Annotated in this window: 21 protein-coding genes; 10 read left to right on the top strand and 11 right to left on the bottom strand. The window is 47.3% G+C overall.

Annotated features, from left to right (window positions below):
- The first annotated feature begins 87 nt into the window (after nt 1-87).
- Nucleotides 88-516: an HIT family protein gene (locus tag OKS35_RS00235; protein ID WP_015880936.1), complete on the top strand. Its 429-nt coding sequence runs from the start codon at nt 88-90 to the stop codon at nt 514-516.
- 32 nt (nt 517-548) lie between these two features.
- Here the strand turns inward: OKS35_RS00235 and OKS35_RS00230 are convergent, their stop codons facing one another.
- Nucleotides 549-884 (bottom strand): hypothetical protein, encoded by a 336-nt coding sequence (locus tag OKS35_RS00230; RefSeq protein WP_074037675.1) that lies wholly within the window; start codon nt 882-884, stop codon nt 549-551.
- A 168-nt stretch (nt 885-1,052) separates the two neighbouring features.
- Between OKS35_RS00230 and OKS35_RS00225 the strand changes: the two genes are divergently transcribed.
- Complete coding sequence (locus OKS35_RS00225; RefSeq protein WP_015880934.1) at nt 1,053-1,409, top strand: hypothetical protein; 357 nt, start codon at nt 1,053-1,055, stop codon at nt 1,407-1,409.
- A 61-nt stretch (nt 1,410-1,470) separates the two neighbouring features.
- Nucleotides 1,471-2,034 (top strand): HTH-type transcriptional regulator Hpr, encoded by a 564-nt coding sequence (locus tag OKS35_RS00220; protein WP_015880933.1) that lies wholly within the window; start codon nt 1,471-1,473, stop codon nt 2,032-2,034.
- On the opposite strand, the gene OKS35_RS00215 is transcribed toward OKS35_RS00220, so the two are convergent.
- Entirely contained in the window at nt 2,018-2,356 is a 339-nt protein-coding gene (locus OKS35_RS00215) for a DUF1878 family protein (protein WP_236548975.1), read from the bottom strand. The two genes, OKS35_RS00220 and OKS35_RS00215, sit on opposite strands and share 17 nt — an antisense overlap.
- A 153-nt stretch (nt 2,357-2,509) precedes the next feature.
- On the opposite strand from OKS35_RS00215, the gene OKS35_RS00210 reads away from it, so the two are divergent.
- A complete protein-coding gene (locus OKS35_RS00210; protein WP_015880931.1) occupies nt 2,510-3,511 on the top strand; it encodes a peptidylprolyl isomerase in 1,002 nt (333 codons plus the stop codon).
- Nucleotides 3,512-3,562: 51 nt separating this feature from the next.
- On the opposite strand, the gene OKS35_RS00205 is transcribed toward OKS35_RS00210, so the two are convergent.
- Nucleotides 3,563-4,522 (bottom strand): HD domain-containing protein, encoded by a 960-nt coding sequence (locus OKS35_RS00205; RefSeq protein WP_074037677.1) that lies wholly within the window; start codon nt 4,520-4,522, stop codon nt 3,563-3,565.
- A gap of 81 nt (nt 4,523-4,603) precedes the next feature.
- On the opposite strand from OKS35_RS00205, the gene OKS35_RS00200 reads away from it, so the two are divergent.
- Genes OKS35_RS00200 through OKS35_RS00190 form a run of 3 tightly spaced genes read left to right on the top strand, consistent with a single transcriptional unit; the run spans nt 4,604 to nt 6,913 of the window.
- On the top strand, nt 4,604-5,527 hold the full coding sequence (locus OKS35_RS00200; RefSeq protein ID WP_264092249.1) for a magnesium transporter CorA family protein: 924 nt from the start codon (nt 4,604-4,606) through the stop codon (nt 5,525-5,527).
- Between the two features lie 36 nt (nt 5,528-5,563).
- The gene (gene dinB, locus OKS35_RS00195; protein WP_264092248.1) at nt 5,564-6,655 is read left to right on the top strand and encodes a DNA polymerase IV; all 1,092 of its coding nucleotides are present in this window, start codon (nt 5,564-5,566) and stop codon (nt 6,653-6,655) included.
- A gap of 39 nt (nt 6,656-6,694) precedes the next feature.
- Entirely contained in the window at nt 6,695-6,913 is a 219-nt protein-coding gene (locus OKS35_RS00190) for a YhzD family protein (protein ID WP_078146414.1), read from the top strand.
- A gap of 40 nt (nt 6,914-6,953) precedes the next feature.
- On the opposite strand, the gene OKS35_RS00185 is transcribed toward OKS35_RS00190, so the two are convergent.
- From OKS35_RS00185 to OKS35_RS00170, 4 genes are all read right to left on the bottom strand, one after another.
- Nucleotides 6,954-7,445, bottom strand: coding sequence for a hypothetical protein (locus tag OKS35_RS00185; RefSeq protein ID WP_159563608.1), 492 nt, complete (start codon nt 7,443-7,445; stop codon nt 6,954-6,956).
- A gap of 62 nt (nt 7,446-7,507) precedes the next feature.
- Nucleotides 7,508-9,283, bottom strand: coding sequence for an SLC13 family permease (locus OKS35_RS00180; RefSeq protein WP_264092247.1), 1,776 nt, complete (start codon nt 9,281-9,283; stop codon nt 7,508-7,510).
- Nucleotides 9,284-9,411: 128 nt separating this feature from the next.
- Complete coding sequence (locus tag OKS35_RS00175; protein ID WP_015880924.1) at nt 9,412-9,783, bottom strand: YlbF family regulator; 372 nt, start codon at nt 9,781-9,783, stop codon at nt 9,412-9,414.
- A 37-nt stretch (nt 9,784-9,820) separates the two neighbouring features.
- Complete coding sequence (locus tag OKS35_RS00170) at nt 9,821-10,912, bottom strand: DUF445 family protein (RefSeq protein ID WP_201302275.1); 1,092 nt, start codon at nt 10,910-10,912, stop codon at nt 9,821-9,823.
- A 69-nt stretch (nt 10,913-10,981) separates the two neighbouring features.
- Between OKS35_RS00170 and OKS35_RS00165 the strand changes: the two genes are divergently transcribed.
- Entirely contained in the window at nt 10,982-11,830 is an 849-nt protein-coding gene (locus OKS35_RS00165) for a PucR family transcriptional regulator (protein ID WP_264092246.1), read from the top strand.
- Between the two features lie 104 nt (nt 11,831-11,934).
- On the top strand, nt 11,935-13,032 hold the full coding sequence (locus tag OKS35_RS00160) for an ABC transporter ATP-binding protein (protein WP_159563604.1): 1,098 nt from the start codon (nt 11,935-11,937) through the stop codon (nt 13,030-13,032).
- Nucleotides 13,033-13,074: 42 nt separating this feature from the next.
- On the opposite strand, the gene OKS35_RS00155 is transcribed toward OKS35_RS00160, so the two are convergent.
- The 3 genes from OKS35_RS00155 to OKS35_RS00145 all read right to left on the bottom strand — a co-directional run bounded on the left by OKS35_RS00155 (nt 13,075) and on the right by OKS35_RS00145 (nt 16,334).
- Complete coding sequence (locus tag OKS35_RS00155; protein ID WP_159563603.1) at nt 13,075-13,725, bottom strand: amino acid ABC transporter permease; 651 nt, start codon at nt 13,723-13,725, stop codon at nt 13,075-13,077.
- On the bottom strand, nt 13,722-14,480 hold the full coding sequence (locus OKS35_RS00150; protein ID WP_264092244.1) for a transporter substrate-binding domain-containing protein: 759 nt from the start codon (nt 14,478-14,480) through the stop codon (nt 13,722-13,724). Before OKS35_RS00150 ends, OKS35_RS00155 begins: the two co-directional genes overlap by 4 nt.
- Before the next feature lie 126 nt (nt 14,481-14,606).
- Entirely contained in the window at nt 14,607-16,334 is a 1,728-nt protein-coding gene (locus OKS35_RS00145) for a phospho-sugar mutase (RefSeq protein WP_264092243.1), read from the bottom strand.
- A gap of 100 nt (nt 16,335-16,434) precedes the next feature.
- Here OKS35_RS00145 and OKS35_RS00140 point away from each other — a divergent pair, with 100 nt between their 5' ends.
- Entirely contained in the window at nt 16,435-17,250 is an 816-nt protein-coding gene (locus OKS35_RS00140) for a sulfurtransferase (RefSeq protein ID WP_264092242.1), read from the top strand.
- A gap of 13 nt (nt 17,251-17,263) precedes the next feature.
- Here the strand turns inward: OKS35_RS00140 and OKS35_RS00135 are convergent, their stop codons facing one another.
- Nucleotides 17,264-19,696, bottom strand: a complete 2,433-nt coding sequence (locus OKS35_RS00135; RefSeq protein WP_264092241.1) for a glycogen/starch/alpha-glucan phosphorylase — start codon at nt 19,694-19,696, stop codon at nt 17,264-17,266.
- Nucleotides 19,697-19,707 lie beyond the last annotated feature (11 nt).

Raw genomic sequence — 19,707 nt, 5'->3', positions numbered from 1 at the left:
GAATCCATCTCGCTTCCTATCGTTCTTGCGCCCGAACTTCCGTGTTATGATGGAACAGAAACGACATTTAAGAATGGAGGAATGAAGATGCATACAGATCCGACCTGTATCTTTTGTAAAATTGCAAAACAAGAAATCCCATCCTATCGGGTATATGAAGACGAAGCGGTCGTCGCTTTCCTCGACCTTTCTCAAGTGACGAAAGGACACACGCTCGTCATCCCAAAACATCATGCGAAAAACGTATATGAATTGCCGGAAGACGTGGCGGCAGATGTCTTTAAACGCGTCCCGACCATCGCCAAAGCGATTCAACGTGAAACGGGTGCCATCGGAATGAACGTCTTATCGAATGCCGAAGAAGTTGCCGGACAAACGGTGTACCACTTCCATATCCATTTGATTCCGCGCTTTGGACACGAGGATGGATTTGGTGCGAAGTGGATCACGCAAAACGACGCCTTCACGTCGGAAGAACTCACTACCCTTGCATCGAACATTCATGCCCACGTATAAACAGACAGAGACCCGTCGACGACGGGTCTCATTTATGATTGATTGATTGAATCACGGTGGCGTTTTCGTTCCTCTTCCAATTGAGCACGCTCGACCTGAAGCTTAATTGCCACTTCGTATAGCTGTTGACGCGTCTTGACAGATGTCGCTTGTTCAAATTCTTTTCGTAATTTCGTTAGACGGGCATCTATTTCAAGCATCCGCTTTTCTCGCATCGATTCTTCACGTGCCTGTTCCGTTTGCTTCGACGCCTCGTATCCCGCCTCTAGTGTATTCATAATGGATTCGGCCCAAGTGTCATCTCCCAGTCGTTTCGCAGCGAGATACAGGTCAAGCATGTCATCTACCCAACGCTTCGCTTTCTCCACTGAGGATCACCTTCCTTTACCTGTATTTTAAAATAAAATGATTTTTCGGTCAAAAATGAATGTTCTGAAAAATTTTATTTGCGATATAGGTTTTTAATCACTCTTTTTTGGTAAAATAATATGAAAAGAATGTAATTCTGATTATCCGAGCTTGAGGAGGGGAATGAATTGTCGAGTCGCCAACGTCGAGATTGGATTGCTTTCGGCTTTGTTTTAGCATTTTTAGGAGTCGCCACAGTGAAGAAATTGGCGCGAGGAACTGCAAATGATGCCGCTGCTCAACAACATCGAGCATCCACAATCACTACGCTAAAAGAACAATTTGGGAATGTGGCGAAACATGCATCGCAGGTTGCCGCCGCAGGAAAACTGCAAGGAAAAGAATTGACTGACCAAGTGAAAGCCGAAGTCGAACGCTATCAACAAGACATTCAGCCTTCAGTCGAGCGCATCCAAGGGAACCTTCAGGAACTCTCGAACGTACAGTCTGCTATGACTGACAAAACCGTCAATCAAACACAGTGAGTGTTTGAGGTCATCGTCCGTCGATTATATTTGACTTTTTATCCGGAAAGGATGGATCGAGATGGAACACGAAAAAGAATTCACTGGCCCTGAGGCCATGCTCTATAGCCACAAAATCATTCAATTGAGTAAAGCTTTGTGGAAAACCGTCGAAAAAGACTGGCAAAACTGGATCAAACCGTTCGACTTGAATATCAATGAACATCATATCTTATGGATTGCCCACGCTTTAGGCGGTGCATCGATTTCAGAAATTGCGAAATATGGCGTCATGCACGTCTCGACTGCTTTCAACTTCTCGAAGAAGTTAGAAGATCGTGGATTACTTACGTTTTCTAAAAAAGAGACGGACAAACGAAACACGTACGTTCAATTGACACCTGAAGGCGAATCGTTATTACTCGAAACGATTCACGCCTTCGACCCAGAAGGGAACGGTGTATTCCGTGCTTCCCTTCCGCTCCAAGAACTGTATGGAAAGTTCCCTGACTTAACAGATATGACGGCTATCGTGCGTCGCTTGTACGGGGATAACTTTATGGATATCTTTGCGGAAACGTCAAAAATGATCACAGAAGAGGCAGGCAGACGCCCTGATGAGGATGAACTCAGTCAAGAAGCCTGACCTGCCGATAAAGTGGTTTTGTGACGTCTAACTCGATTCCTTGTCGGACACATGCCTCAAGAATCGTTTTGACGTCAAGTCTCACATCTAACATACCTGCAAAATGGACGAGCAATGGTTCTATGGACGTGTATCCGTAACGCAATTGCTCGTTTTGCTGTGCCCGAATCTCCTCAAGCAATTGATAAAATGACTCGACTTCTTGTTTCGTCAAATTCGCTCGAATCACCTCATATTCGAACGGACGGTCTGTCCAATCGACAATCTCGAGTAAGATCTTCATCTGATAGGCTAAATGCTCAACCTTCTCCTCTAGTGACACTTCCCTCACCCCATCATTTCACATTCTATTTCATCATTATACGACAGGATTGTGTGCTATGATACTGTACAGACAAGAGAACAGCTGTCATGATTAGGAAAATGTGATATAGTCGGACTTAGAAACTTTAAAGAATTATTAGGGGTGGAATACATGTCAAACGGAATGACGAACGAACCAAAAAAGCAAGATAAAAAATTCTCAACTGGCGCACTCGTCGGTGCATCTGCAATCGCACTCATTATCGGTGCTGGCGGTACGTATGCGGCAACGAACGCAGGCGGCGGAGAGTCAGATAATTCAGCAGTCGTCACATACAAAGGTGGCGAAATCACACGCGGTGAAATCGCGGATATGAGCTATGATCGCATGGTGCCACAACTCGCATTCCAAGAGACGATGAATGCACTTCTTGAAAAAGAATACGGTGACCAAGTCGACCAAGAAAAAGTAGACGAAGAGTTCAGCAAGACAGAAGAACAGTTCAACTCAGAAGAAGAGTTCGAACAAGCGATTCAACAAGCCGGTATGAGCGGTACGGAAGAGTTTAAAGAAGCGCTTCGCGGACAAATGCTCGTTGACGCTGCGAAATCGAAACTTGTCGATGTGACCGATGAAGAAATCGAAGCACAATTCGCAAAAGAGAACGTGGAAGTGGAAGCTAGCCACATCCTCGTTGAAACTGAAGAAGAGGCACAAGACATCATCAAAGAGTTGAATGACGGTGCAGACTTCGCTGAACTTGCGAAAGAAAAGTCAACGGACACTGGTTCAGGTGAAAAAGGTGGAGAACTCGGTTTCTTCTCTGCTGGCGCGATGGTACCTGAATTCGAAGAGTACGCATTCAAAGAAGATGTCGTTGGTAAAATCTCCGAGCCGGTTCAATCTCAGTTCGGTTTCCATGTCATCAAAGTGACAGACCGTAAAGAGAAAGACTTGAAACTCGAAGACGAGAAAGATCGTATTCGTGAAGAATTGGCAGCTGAAAAATCAGCTTCTGTCGATGCGAACAAAATTTACGCTGAGTTGATTGAAAAATACAACGTTGACGTAAAAGATGCAAAAGCAGAACAACAATTTGACGCTGTTAAAGAAGCGATTAAAAACGCAGACGAGTCTTCAGAAGAACCTGCAGCAGAATCAACTGAACAGTAATCACAAAGGGGCACTCCAGCAATGGAGTACCCCTTTTTCGTTGGTCACCTGTTATAAATTCGGGCGATAGAAAGCACGGTTATCGAGAGCCATGACACGCTCCGTGAACGTTCCGGGCTCGACCCCTTCATACGCTTTCTCAAACATGTTCATGCGCGCATCAATATTATCAATGAAGAATAACATCTCCGCTTCAGGTAATTGTGGCGCATTCGCAGATCCCCATTCCGGCTTCCCGTGATGGCTTAAGACGAGATGTTGCAACAATGTCGTCACTTCGCGGTCCGTTCCAAGTTCCCGTGACACAACTTCAAGTTCCGATGCCATAAGTGACAAATGACCGAGTAATTTTCCTTCGAGTGTGTATTCTGGCGTAATCGCATCAGACAATTCGATGACTTTCGCCAAATCATGCAAAATCACACCCGCAATCAAAAGATCACGATTCAAGGATGGATACAGTTCACACATCGTATCCGCGAGCTTCAACATCGACATCACATGAAATGCCAGTCCCGAATAGACCGCGTGATGATGTCGAACGGCAGCCGGATACGTGAAGTATGCCTCTTCATGACGATTGACGACTTCCTCGACAAGACGGCGAATCTCATCGTGTTGAAGTGACGTGATGAATCCACGAATCGTCGTCTCGAGCTCTGACTTCGGAATCGGAGCCGATCGGACGTACGGTGCGATGTCTATTTCCTGCTCGATGATTGAAATTTGTTTTAGTTTCAACTGGGTGCGCCCCCGATAGTCCATCACTTCCCCTGCCGCATGGACGATTTTTTTCGTCGCATACTTCTCAGTATCGGCACTATCCCATAATTTCGTCTCGATTTCGCCACTCTCGTCGCAAAGGATTAATGTTAAATAAGGTTTTCCGTTCCCGGCAAGTCCCTTATAGGATTGTTTGATCATGACATATTGGTCTAGCGTGTCGCCCACTTTGAGCTGACCGATTTTTGTCGTCAATGAAAGCACCTCTCTCTTATTCAATACCTTCATCTTAACGAAACTTTGCGATAGATGCCAACATTCCTGACAATTTGGGAATACTATCAATATAGTGAATTGGAGGAATGATTGATGGAATGGGATTGGTATACACGACCAGAAGATTATGTTCATGTGGATCAACAATACGCTCGAGCCTATACGTATTGGCTTGAACAATTGACGACCTCAAATGTGACAAAAATTGTCGTCGAGAACGGCTATATGTACGGCTCACTCACGCTCGACTATGAGCAGTTAGAGCGTGAACCACAAAAAATTGGACACTACTTCATCGGCCCTGATTTTTTATGGACAATCGGTTTTGATGATTTGCATCACGAATCGGTACTCGCCAAAGAATGTGACTCTTCAATCGAAGCGTTTTATGAGTTGCTCGCTGAACGAATGAACAACTATTTCCACGGGATTGATGAATTTGAAGAACGGCTTCTCATTTCGCAACGCGAGATGACGGGACAAGTACCTGCCACGTTCATGAATGAGATTTTCGGTCTCCGCAGTGAGATCGAACGATGGTCGGATACCGTCACCCCTTACAAAGAGCTTGTCATGGCGGGACGTGAGGCGTTTTTAACGATTGATTTACAGCAGTTGAAATCGTATCAACTTTCCGATTATCGAGTCAGTCGATTACTGACACTCATCAATCATTATCAAGAAGACGTGATTGCGATGACAGACCTCGCCTCCACCCTCTCGAACTTTCGAGGGAACGAAATCATGAAGGCACTAACCGTCTTCACCGCGCTGACGACTCCCGTCGTTGCATTCGGTGCGGTTTGGGGAATGAACTTTAAACATATGCCTGAACTGGAATGGCCGCTCGGGTATGGGTTCGCCTGGCTCATGATTCTTCTCTTCACGCTCATCATCCAAGTGTGGCTGAAGCGGAAGAATTGGATTGGGTCGCTGCTACAATTTCCGAATCAGACGACTTCGACGAAAAACCGAACAAAACAAAATGCTAAAAAAACGAACAAAAGTTCGTTATAATGAAAGAAAAGTGATTCACACAAGAAAGGTGATGTTATGGAACGACTCATCATTCATGTGGACATGGACGCATTTTATGCCTCTGTCGAACAGCGTGACCGTCCTAACTTACGAGGGAAGCCCGTCATCGTCGGAGGTCCACCTCACAGCCGTGGGGTTGTCGCGACCTGTTCCTATGAGGCGAGGAAATATGGCGTACACAGCGCGATGTCATCACGTCGCGCTTTTGCCTTGTGTCCCCATGCGACGTTTGTCAAACCACGGTTTCAAGCCTATCGCGAAGTCAGCGCACAAGTCATGGCAATCTTTAAATCGGTCACGCCGCTCGTCGAACCACTCTCGCTCGATGAGGCCTATCTCGACGTGACAGAGAATACGTTATTGAGCTCATCTGGACCCTTTATCGCCCGATATATTTTAGGCGAGATTAAGCGTCGCACCGGGCTCACCGCGTCTGCCGGTGTCGCACCATCAAAATTCGTCGCGAAAATCGCTTCAGGATTTGAGAAACCAAATGGACTCACCGTCGTCCCGCTCGATGAAGTGGTAGCCTTTCTGGCCCCCCTCTCCATCGAAGCCATGCATGGAGTTGGAAAAGTGACCGCACAAACGCTTTATAAGAGTGGTTACTACACAATCGGTGACTTACAGTCAGCTCGTCCCGAACAGTTGAAAGCCATCTTTGGACACGATCGTGGGCAACAACTCTATGAACTGGCACACGGACGTGATACGCGTCCTGTCGTCGCCACGCGAGAGCGTAAGTCTATTGGGTCAGAGACGACGTTCGCATTTGATATCGATGACCCGGAAGAAGTGTTCGAACGGGTCATCCCAGAGATGGAGGACGTATTGCGTCAGCTCGATCGCCGCGAATTGAGCTGTCAAACGGTCACCATCAAAATAAAGACGAGCGAGTTTCAAGCTCGGAGTCATCAAATCAAATTAAACCACCCGACGCATGACCATGATGAGATTAGACGACTTGCCAGACGTCTTTTCGACGAGATGAACGTCATCGAGCCCGTCCGTTTGATCGGATTGACCGTATCCGATTTGATTACCCGAACTGAATCGACACGACAGCTGACATTCGACGAACTGACAAAACCTTCTCTTGAAGAATGAATGACCATTCATTAAAATGAAGAAAAGGGGGTCGTGTGAATGGAAACATACACGGTGACAGGATTTGAAAATGATGGCACGCTCGTATTAAATGAAATGTTCGAAGCGAACGACGATCAGTCAGCCAAACAACAAGGACTCGACATGCTTCGTGCTGCTGGACATGAGCATAAAGGGGCACGTATCGTACGACGGGGGCAACTCATCTATTTCGAACGTTGCAAATTACCGGGGAAATTGAAAGGGACGGCATCTTAACAAAAGTAGACCAGGACAATGATTGTCTTGGTCTACTTTTTCATTCACCATATTTTTCATTCCACGCATCCTGCCATTCTTGAAGATCGGGGTGAATATCCTCAAGCGATTCTCCGCTCAAACTATACCCGTTCCCTAAACCTGATCCGTCTGTCACGGGGAATGATGTTCCGCCGATGACCTTTCCATCCACGATCATTACCGAGACAGCAGTCTGACCGGCGGGAGATTGCTCACCAATCGGATGATCTTTCACCGTAAAGTTTTCGTAGTAGATGGTCTTACCCACGTATTCATCCGGTGATACGGTTTGTAGTCCCCAAACGTTCCGTTCACGATCCTCTGCCAGTTCCTCTAAGGTTAAAGTACTCGTATGCTCTCCTTCAAAAGAAACGATCGAGTACTGTTGCTCCTCGAGATACGCTTCGGCCACCTTCCCGCTCTGCGTCATCTCAGGTTCTGGTTCCGTCCCCACTTCTTTCCCACATGCCACAAGAAAGAGACAGAAGAAAACCAATATCCATTTTTTCATCATCGCCCGCCCTTTCATTTGCTGATACGTCTATTTTCGATACTCGTCCCCAAACCTCCTATTCAAAATGGGAAGAGGATGAGAATCATCAAAATTCCTACGATTCCCGTGATGAGTTGTAACGGCACACCGACTTTGATAAAATCCATGAACCGATAGTTGCCGATACTAAAGACCATCGCATTTGTCGGAGATCCGAACGGGGTCATAAAAGCGAGTGATGCCGAGATGGCGACCGCAACGACGAATGGAACCGGACTGACAGTCATCGATTCGGCGAGTGCAATCGCTAAGGGGACAAACAAAATAGCGGTCGCTGTATTCGAGATGATTTGACTAAGGAGCATGGTCGAGACGAATAAGACGACGAGTACCCATATAGGACCAAAGTCGGCAAACGTCCTTTCAATCCATTCAACGACCCATCCCATGATTCCCACCTTTTCAAGCGCCGTTCCTACCGGGATCATGGCCGCAATCAAGACGAGCGAGGACCATTGAATAGATTGATAGGCGACGTCCATCTGTCGGACGGCCCCACTCAACACCATCGCTAGCGCAGCCATCCATACGGCAACGGTCGGATCGACCCATTCGAATATGAACATGAGCAACAACATGAGCATGATGATGCCTGCTGCAAGCTGATGACGCCCCGATACGACTCGATTGGCTACCTCGGTCACCCGTTCATTTGATAACAGGTCATGTGTCTCTCGTTCCATCCGCTCTAAATCATCCCATGTCCCCTGTACCATCAACATGTCTCCTTGCTTCAACGGGGTGTCTGTCAATCGCACGTGTGCAATCTCTTCTTGTGGTCGGATGACTTTTAAGACATTGACATGAAATTGATTACGTAACTGACTCTCACCGATACGCTTCCCGATTAATCGACTCACCCCTGGGACCGTGAACAGGAGAACCCCTCCGGTTTGATCATCTACACGGGTGGCCTCAATCGGTTCAAATGGTATCTGTTCTTTTTCAGAAAAGTTCCGAACGTGCCGTTCCTCACCGCTGACAAGTAATTCCCCCGCACGTAGTACGGTGTCCGCATGAGCCGTCTTATGATGATGCCGTCCATGAACTCGTTCCTTCAAGACTATAACCCCTTCATGAGACCATGAAAGGTCACGTAACTGTTTCCCAATTAACGGATGACTCTTTGCAATCGACATCACATAGACGTTTGGACGCAATGGCTCACTCATCTCCGTCTTCAACCACTGTTTCGCCCCACCTTGATGGAGTAAGCGATTCCCGATTAGACGGAAATAGATCAGTCCAATCACCATCACGACCAGACCAATTGGAAACAATGAAAAGAATCCGAGCGGTTCATCCACGAGGCCGCGGAGTGCTTCTGCCGCAACGAGATTGGGAGGTGTCCCAATCAGTGTCATCGTTCCACCGATGCTTGAAAAAAAGGCGAGTGGCATGAGATAAGAATCCGTAGATTGTTGGATTTTTCGTGCCATTACCATCACAACGGGAATGAGCAAGGCGACGGTCCCCGTATTGGACATGACACTCGACAAGAGCGTCACCGTCAACATAAACAGGTAGAATAAACGCGTCGCATTCCCGCCCGCGTATGGAATAAGTAAAGATGCCAACCGTTCCGCCAAACCAGAATGAAACAATCCCGCTCCGACCACGAACAGTCCGGCAATCATCAAGACGACCGGATTGGAGAAACCAGCCATCGCCTCACCTGGGGTCAATTGTTGTGTGAGCACGAGGCAAACGAGTCCAATCAATGCCACTAAGTCCGCCCGTAACCATCCTGCTATGAAAAAGAAAATCATCCCTAAAAGGATTATCACCGTGATCATGCTGATTCACCCTTTCGCTATTGTCACAATTTCATTATAACCCACTTTATGTAAGCGCTTACTTAAAGCGTGTGACAATCTCATCAACAAAAAAACGGATGGCTCTAAAGCCATCCGCACATCATTTGTTATTGAACTTCGTTTTCGTTCACCATCGGGGCATAAAGCTCCTCGAGTGGTTTCATGATGATTTTCGTCACTTCTGTAACGAGTTGGTGCATGCGTTGCTCTTCTTGCATGAGCTCCATGATCAATTCGTTCTGTTGAACGTTCATCATTTTCGTTTGCGCATCCATCATTTCCTGCTCAGAGATTTCCTCTCCTTGCATCTGCTTTTGTTGAAGCGTCATTTGGATGTTACGGAAGTCAGCGAACAACTGGTTCGCTTCCGCATCCGCATTGACACGATCGTATAAAGAAGAGAGTGTTGTGAACTCTTCAGAATCGCGAAGTGCTTTCTCCAATTGGTAAGCTTGGTCGTACAAGTTTGTTTGTGACATGTAACGTCCTCCTAAATGCTATTAGGGCATAGAGCCATCACAAGATGGCAATCAACCCTTGAATCAACCCAATCATACCACCTAACAGCGCACCAAGCCATGTTATTGCCCGAAACTCTCGTTTCGAAATCGATAAGACGATCTCTTCAAGGTACGACGTGTCGAGTGATTGGACCTGCTCTTGCACAATCTTATCAATCTTTAATCGGTCCATGATCGTCTCCATTTGGTTCGTGAAGCGCTCAATGACAAGCGTGACACCTTGTGGAACAAGTTCGTCGACAACGCGGGATTCGACGGACTGTGTATATGACGAGACCGGACGATCCAATAATTGTCCAATCGGCAAACGAGATACGATTTGATCTGTGATGCCATCGATGAGTCTTGCTTCGAGTCGGTCATCGATTAACGTATCGACCGTCTTCTCACTGAATCGCTCAAATTCTCGCGTGATCATCGTCGTCATTCCGTCACGGGTCGATTGACCACGTAAGATGTTGACGATTTCTGGTCGAACCATCTCGACAAAGTTCATATTTTGAATGAATCCTGCGATAAACCCGAGACGACGCTGGACGAACGAGTCAACCATGTGACGTAGTTGCGCCTCACCTTCCGGAGAATAGAAATATTCTTCTGATTTGACGAGAAGCGCCTCAACGACTTCAGGAATGACTACTCGTACACGGTCCATCCCTTCTTCTCCAAGTAATTCAAACAGCTTCCGTTCTTTCACTTCAGCCATGACGCTCGATAACTCGTCACGTAGTTTGTCATCTGCTAACGTGAGGAATCGTGCCTCTGCGTTCGGATAGAGAGGTTCCAACAACTCTCGAACCGTCTTATCCGAGCGTAACATCGTCTGAACCTCTTGTTGCGCAAAGTGCGTAATATGCGTCGTCACTTGGTCATCTAGCAATCGCTTCCGCATACCCTCTGGTGTCAATAAGTGTTTGACGACCGTCTTCCCTAGACTAGATGCCAGTTCATCTCGACGTTTCGGAATGAGTCCTGGTGTAAAAGGAATCCGGAATGAACCGATGTATTTCGGTTCATGTGGTCGGAACAACATCTTGATGGCGAGAAAGTTGGTCACGCCCCCGATGGTCGCCCCAATCAATATCATGAGTAAAATCTTTAATAACCCGTCCAAACTGCAAGCCTCCGATCTGAAATATGATACATTGTTGTTGAGGTGATAGTATTGAATACGTTTGATCGTATTAAATCGATTTTTCCGACTGCTGTCCATCGGTCGGAAGATGCATCTGGTGACCTTGATTGGTTCGAGACGCAAGATGGTACCCTATTCGGACTCCCCGCGTTCGAATTGAGCGAACGCGAACAAAAGCTGTTGGCGATGTGGGCGACGCCAATCCTTCAATCAGACCCCCATCAACGAAAATGGCAAGCAACACTTCAAGATGAGACGTTTCGTTTTGAGCAACCGTTTCGGCTCATCTCTCTTTCTCTCCAAGAAGCAGAAGAAGAATCGTTCGAATCCTTCGTCAATATCGTCCGTGACTTTATGCCGCATGCCGAGGTCATCTTGATGTCGACACGACATATCGAGCTAATTGAGCAAAGCCCATTCGTCGATCTTCAGGAGTTTGAGGACGTATTGCGGGCCATTGCAAGTGACTGTTTCATCGAGGCACATGCTGTCTATAGCGAACGTCCACAAGGTTCGCTTGCCCATGTGTATCGTCAACATCAATTGCTCATGCCATACGCACGTATGTCTACTAAAACTTACCCTGCTAGTCAATTATTATACCATTATTTACTACAACAGGACTCAATAGAGCGGATGCACCTCACTGCGCCGCTGATGCAAATGCTCGATTTGTCGACGATCGAACTATTAGAGGCGTTGTTTCGTCACTCGTTAAATGTCTCCCATACCGCCAAAGCACTGTTCATGCATCGAAACACGCTAAATTATCGGCTCGATCGCCTGTTTGAGACGACCGGTTACGATGCTCGAACGTTCTATGACGCTAGCCTCCTTCAACTCATGGTCATGTTGCACAAATCCGATTAACGGTTTTTGTGCAACTTGTCCATATTCAATGCAAGCGGTTTCATCATATAATCGTTCTTGTAAGCGCTATTATATACACATAGATTCTTTAGGAGGCTAACGACATGGCAGAAATTCGTTTAGAACACATTGATAAAATTTACGATGGTGGCGTAAAAGCCGTCAGCGATTTCAACTTACACATCAAAGACCGTGAGTTCATCGTCTTCGTCGGACCGTCTGGTTGCGGAAAATCGACAACACTTCGTATGATCGCAGGACTTGAAGAGATTTCAAACGGAGACTTTATCATTGACGGGAAACGAATGAACGATGTCGCTCCTAAAGATCGTGATATCGCCATGGTCTTCCAAAACTACGCACTTTATCCGCACATGAGCGTCTACGACAACATGGCGTTCGGGTTGAAGCTCCGTAAGTTCCCAAAAGACGAGATCGATCGTCGCGTAAAAGACGCTGCCCGCATTCTCGGCTTGGAAGAATACCTCGAGCGTAAACCAAAAGCGCTCTCAGGTGGACAACGTCAGCGTGTTGCCATTGGTCGTGCGATTGTCCGTGACGCAAAAGTCTTCTTGATGGATGAGCCACTCTCAAACTTGGATGCGAAACTTCGTGTACAAATGCGTAAAGAGATCATCCAATTGCACAACCGCTTGGACACAACGACGATTTACGTTACCCATGACCAAACGGAAGCGATGACACTCGCTACACGAATCGTCATCTTGAAAGACGGAATCATTCAACAAGTCGGTTCGCCGAAAGAAGTATATGATCATCCAGACAACATCTTCGTCGCCGGCTTCATCGGTTCACCATCGATGAACTTCTTCCGCGGTACACTCGCAGAAGGCAAATTCATCACGAACGGTGAAGAAGTCAACGTACCAGAAGGAAAAATGAAGACGCTTCGTGATCGTGGCTATGTCGGAAAAGAGCTCGTCCTCGGAATTCGTCCGGAATCAATCCACGATGAGCCAATCTACATCGACTCACCAACGACACACACGTTCAAAGCGCACATCGACGTTGCTGAGCTCATGGGTTCTGAGTCTTACCTCTACGCTGAACTCGGTGGACAACAGTTCACAGCACGCGTTGACGGTCGCTCAAACATCCACATGGGTGACGATGTCGAACTCGCACTCGATATGACAAAAGCACACTTCTTCGACGGAGAGACAGAACAAGTCATCCGTTAAGGCATACAAAAAACCTCGATTCGTCTGAATCGAGGTTTTTTCTTATCGAATCGCGTAACGCTGTTCGAGTTTGTGTTGACCGGCTTGGATCAAGGTCGATAAAATCCAGTAGATCGACGCCGAGAACAAGAGCAACGGCATGACCAAATACGTCGTGGCCGCAATCTGGTCAGACACATACGTCAACTCCTGTACCGCGATGACCGTCCCGAGGGATGTCGACTTAATGATGTCGATGACCGAATTCGAGACAGGGGGGATGGCACGTGAGAGTGCCTGTGGGAAAATGATGTCTTTGAAACGTTTCATCTTCGGAATGCCGAGTGCGACACTTGCCTCCACTTGTCCTTTGTCGACCGAGTTGATGGCTGCTCGGAACGCTTCTGAGATATAGGCTGCGAAGTGGAAGCCTAATCCAAAGATGAGCGACTGCATCCCACTGAGTTGAACGAACCCGGTGAGCCCGACATATAAGATCAACAATTGAAGTAAGAGCGGTGTTCCACGGAAGAACGAAATGTACGTCCGTGTGAACAACCGTACGATTTTAATCGGACTACTATGAAGTAAAGCGATGATCAGACCGAGAGCCAAGGCGAGAAGAATCGACAGGGCACTGGCGATCAACGTGAGCTGGATGGCTTCAAGATAGGCCGAGCGGTTCTCTATGACGGTCGTGATCAGTTCATTCATTGACTGATATCCTCACCGAAGTACTTCTCACCGATTTCTTTCATCGTGCCGTCTTCTTTCATCTCTGTGAGCGCGTCGTTCAACTTATCAAGCACGTCGCTATCTTGACGTGTCATGAATCCAGCTTCACTTGTGTTGAAGATACCACCGACTGCTTTGACGTCATAACCTGTTTTTTCAAGTTCCGTCAAGATGAAGAGACGGTCGTTGAGGGCCGCGTCCAAACGACCGACTTCGAGGTCTTGAAGGACTTGGTTCGCACCTTTGTAGAATTTCACTTCAGCGCCAGCTTCTTCAGCCATTTGTGCATAAGCAGAACCTTGTGTCGATCCGACTACTTTTCCGTCAAGATCGTCGATCCCTTGGATGTCATTGTTGTCTGAACCAACGATGACTTGAGCTCCTGACACCGCGTACGGGTCAGAGAATGCATAGTTCTCTTTACGTTCCTTTGTGATGCTCATTTGGTTGGCAATCATGTCGATGCGTTCAGCGTCGAGTGCCGGGACAAGTCCTTTGAAGTCCATTGCTTCGTATTCCACTTTATAACCGGCACGTTCTGCCGCTTCGTTCAAGACGTCGATGTCATATCCAGTCAATTCACCTTTTTCTTTGTACGTGAATGGTGGGTATGTCGCTTCTGTTCCGACTGTGATGACCGCTTCGTCCGCCCCACTGTCAGTTTCGTTACCGCATGCTGCGAGAAGCCCGACTGAAGCTCCGATTGCGAGTACGCTCGTTAATGTCTTTTTCATAATAATTCCGCCTTTCCTATAATCCTTATATGATTACACGGTTTTAAACAATATCCTCATCATACTGGCGCGATGTCTTCATGTCAAACAAAAAACATCACCCTATTTCTAGAGTGATGTTCCTTATCAATCAATCGCTTTCGCTTGTTTCATAACATCCGCTTCAATCGCTTCACGTTTTGCGGTCGTCTTCTCGGCACGATCCGCATGCACACTGAAATAAAACTTGATTTTCGGCTCGGTTCCAGATGGACGAAGACAGAACCACGAACCGTCCGCAAAGACGAATTTCAAGACGTTTGATGATGGCAATTCAATCGTTTCCGATTTACCGGACTGTAAATTGGTCGCCACTTGTTTTTTATAGTCTTCAAAACGGACGACCTCATATCCACCGACTTCTTTTGGCGGATTGGCACGAAACGCCTCCATCATGCGTCCGATTTGTTCGAGACCAGCTTTTCCTTTTAACGTCATCGACTGCAAGGACTCTTCATAGAATCCATACTTCTCGTAAATCGACTGAAGCGCATCATAAAGCGTCCGACCGTGTTGCTTATGATAAGCTGCCATCTCGGCTGCGAGTAGGCAAGCCTGAACAGCATCTTTATCACGGCAGAAGTCTCCAATCAAATAGCCGTAGCTTTCTTCATACCCGAAGAGGAATTCATATTCTCCTGATTCCTCATATTGTTTGATCTTCTCCCCAATGAACTTGAATCCAGTCAACGTGTTCTCGAGATGTACACCGTACGCTTTTGCAATCGCAGCACCGAGTTCAGACGTGACGATCGTCTTAGCGACAAATCCATTTGACGGCAACGTACCTGTCTCACTCTTTTGTGAGAGGATGTATTCCATTAGGAGCGCACCTGTCTGGTTCCCAGTCAAGACGAACCATTCCCCGTCCCGTCCGCGCACGGTCAAGCCGACACGGTCCGCATCCGGGTCCGTCGCCATAAGTAAATCAGCCTCGACACGGTCCCCGTATTCCATTGCTAATTTAAATGCAGCCTTTTCTTCCGGGTTCGGATAACTAACAGTCGGGAACGCACCATCTGGCTCTGCCTGCTCCTCTACAATTGTCACGTGCTCAAATCCGTACGCCTTCAACCCTTCCATAACCGGACGGCGTCCCGTCCCGTGGAGTGGTGAATAGACAATCCGAAGCGGGCTGTCCTGTACGTCATGATGAATCCGAATCGACTGGAGCGCCTCCATATAGGCTTCATCGACTGATGAGTCAACTGTGAGGAGTAGCCCCGTTTGTCGGAGCGCCGCTTCATCTTCAATCTCAATTTTCAGCTCGTCTTCAATCGCATTGACGTACGTAACGAGTTCATCCGCTTCCGCTGGTGGAAGCTGTCCTCCGTCTGCCCCATATACCTTGAATCCGTTATATTCCGGTGGATTGTGGCTCGCCGTGATCACGATGCCACCGAACGCATTTAAATGACGAACGGCAAACGACAGTTCAGGTGTGGCTCGCAAACTTGGGAACAAATACGTCTTGATTCCGTTTGACGCCAATGTCCGCGCCGCTTCTAATGCAAACTCAGGCGAAAAATGACGTGAGTCATGGGCGATGACGACGCCGTGACGTTTCGCCTCTTCCCCTGATGCTGAGATAAAATCAGCAAATCCTTGTGACGCTTTTCGAATCGTATAGACGTTCATCCGGTTCGCACCCGGTCCGATTTCTCCACGCATCCCGCCTGTTCCAAACTCGAGCGTCTTATAAAATGCATCTTCTAATGTGGTTTCATTTTTTGCGAGTTCTTCGAGTTCCGCTCGTAAATGCGGCTCGAGCCCTTCGAATTGATTCCAACGGTCATACGTTTGTTGCCATGTCATGATTCATTCCCCTTTCACCCTCAAAAAATTCAATCGAAGTACTCGCCAATTGCTTCCATCTTGTATACGATGAGAGTAACGAAACCTCGAGGTGATATTAATGTTTCCAACAATGCGTGCCCAAGAGTTAAAACAAATCGTGCATACGAACTCGATTCGTTTCATCGATTGCCGATATTCGCTAAACGACGCGTCCTATGGTAAATATGTCTACCGAAAGGGACATCTTCCGAACGCTGTCTTTCTCGATTTGATGGAAGACTTGTCCGGTCCGCTCGGCGAACATGGCGGACGTCATCCGCTCCCTTCGAAAGAAGCATGGACGGCAACACTTCGTCGCATCGGCTTGAAAAAAGAAGATTTGGTCATCATTTACGATGACGGCTTCCCATTCGCAGCCCGTGCATGGTGGCTCTTCAAATGGGCCGGTCACGAACGGGTCGTTGTGTTAGAAGGCGGTATCCAATCTGGCATCACTTATTGCGGTGAGACCACGACGGACGTTCCACACTATCCGACAAGCGACTATACGCCAGACTTCCAAGACCATATGATTGCGACACTCGATGAAGTGAAAGCTGCTGCGAGCGGCTCGCTCTATGATTCGCGAACCGAAGATCGCTTCAACGGGACACATGAACCAATCGACTCAAAAGCAGGTCACATTCCGAACGCATTGCTCTGCTCCTATGCCGAGGCCATCACAGAACTCGGGACGTTAGAAGACTTCCACGACTTAAAAGAACTGTATAAAGATGTTCTTCCCGTTGAGAACCCCATCTTTTACTGTGGTAGCGGTGTGACCGCCTGCGTCAATATTTTGGCGCTTCACGCTCTCGGAAAAGATGATGTCCGACTCTATCCGGGATCCTATTCCGATTGGATCAGCTATCCAGAAAACGAGGTCCACCCCTAAGGGTGGATCCTTTTTATTTTACGCTCGTCGGTTTGATATTCCAGACCGCGTTTGCGTATTCCGTGATGGTACGGTCACTCGAGAAGATTCCTGACTTCGCCGTATTGACGATTGAGCTTTCAGCCCAACGTGATTGGTCACTGAACACCTCATCGACTCGTCGCTGTGCCCGCATATACGAGACAAAGTCTTTCAAGACGAGGAAGTCATCGTTATAGACGAGGAGAGAATCGAAGATGGATTGGAATTGATATTCGCCCACTTTATCGAACGTTCCGTTGACAAGACCATCGACCACATCTTTGATTTCCTGATGTGCGTGATACATCTCTGCCGCATGATAGCCTCCGAACTTCTTATAGTTCATGACTTCTTGCGGAGATAATCCAAAGATAAAGATGTGATCATCACCGACGGCGTCACGAATTTCGATATTGGCCCCGTCTAACGTTCCAATCGTCAAGGCTCCGTTCATCATGAATTTCATGTTTCCGGTACCGGATGCTTCATAGCTCGCAGTCGAGATTTGTTCGCTCAAGTCAGACCCTGGGAAAATCCGTTCGGCCATGGAGACACGATAGTTTTCAAGGAAGATGACTTTAATGAATTGACTCGCCCGCTTGTCCTTATTGATGAGCGTGGCAAGGGCATTGATATAGCGAATGATCTCTTTCGCATAGTAGTATCCCGGTGCCGCCTTGGCGCCAAAGATAAACGTGCGAGGTACCATCGTAAACGTCGGGTCCGCTTGAATCTTCAAGTAAAGCGCATGGATGTGAAGGGCATTCAGCAATTGTCGCTTATAGGCGTGCAAGCGTTTGACTTGTACGTCAAAGATGGAATGAGGGTCCACTGTCTCTCCCGTTTCTTCTTGAATGTATGCCGCTAAGTCCAATTTGTTTTGTTGCTTCACGTCCATGACTTTTTCTTGGAAGCTCCGGTCTTTCGAAACATCCATCAACTTTTCCAAGTCGTTCGGATGTTCGATCCATGACGGGCCGATTGCTTCCGTAATGGCGTCGGATAATCCCGGGTTCGACTTCAAGAGCCAGCGACGGTGTGTGATCCCGTTCGTCTTGTTGTTGAAGCGAAGCGGGAACATCTCATATAAGTAACGCATCTCGCGCTGTTTTAAAATATCCGTATGAATTTGCGCTACGCCGTTCGTTGAATGAGAACCGACGACAGCGAGATTGGCCATATTAATCTGTTCGTTTGACACAATTGCAATCTCTCCCATATGGGATTCGAGGTGCGGATAGTTGACGAGTACGTCTCGACAGAAACGTCGATTGATTTCTTCGATGATCTGATACACGCGCGGCAGGAGGCGTTGGTACATCTCGACCGGCCATTTCTCAAGCGCTTCTGCGAGTAGCGTATGGTTCGTGAACGACATGACGCTCTTCGTAATCCGCCACGCCTCGTCCCAACCGTATCCATGCTCATCCATCAAGATGCGCATCAATTCAGGAATTGCGACGACCGGATGCGTATCATTGATATGAATCGCGTAATGGTCGCCTAACTGCTTAAGTGATTTATTTCGCTTCAAATAGGAAGCAAGCATCGATTGAATGCCTGCAGATACAAAAAAGTATTGTTGTTTCAAACGTAATACTTTTCCTTCATACGTCGTATCATCTGGATACAAGAATTCCGAAATGGTAGCAATCGACTGTTTATGTTTCAACAAGTCTTTATACGTCCCTTTCGTCTTCTCTAAATACGCCTCATCGTCAAGTGGTGATTCGGCATTCCAAAGACGTAACGTATTCACGACATCATTTTGATAACCGATAATCGGCATATCATACGGAACGGCAAGCACAACCTCGTCTGGATGATGGACGACACGCAATCGATCTCCGATTTGTTTCATCTCAATCCAGCCACCGAAATTAATCTCGACCGCTTTATCCTGACGTCTCGTTTCCCACATGTTCCCGTCACGGAGCCAGTTATCCGGCAGCTCGACTTGATAGCCGTCTACAATTTTCTGTTTGAAGAGTCCATAACGATAGCGAATCCCATTTCCATGCCCAGGTAAACTGAGTGCAGCCAACGAATCGAGGAAGCAGGCGGCCAGGCGCCCGAGCCCCCCATTCCCAAGACCCGGCTCTGGTTCCAACTCGGTAATGTCTGTGAAGTCGTATCCGAGATCTTGCAGTCCGTCTCTAACGAGCTCCAATACGTCTAAACTGAGCAAGTTGTTGTATAAGAAGCGACCTAATAAAAATTCTAGCGAGAAATAGATGACTTGCTTACTGTGTTTTTCTTCTTGACGGTCGCGCGTGTGAATCCATTTGGGCATGGCCTGCTCGCGTACCATCGTTGCCAATGTTTGATACACTTCCTGCTCTGTCCCATCCTCGATCGACTTCCCGTTCAATGCGATGAACCGTTCTTTAAATGCGTCGACAAAGCTTTGTTTATCTGTGAACATAAATCAAGTTA

It is taken from the genome of Exiguobacterium sp. N5, from assembly GCF_025842465.1.
GTDB lineage: Bacteria > Bacillota > Bacilli > Exiguobacteriales > Exiguobacteriaceae > Exiguobacterium > Exiguobacterium profundum.
This window is presented reverse-complemented; position numbering and strand designations above follow the sequence as displayed.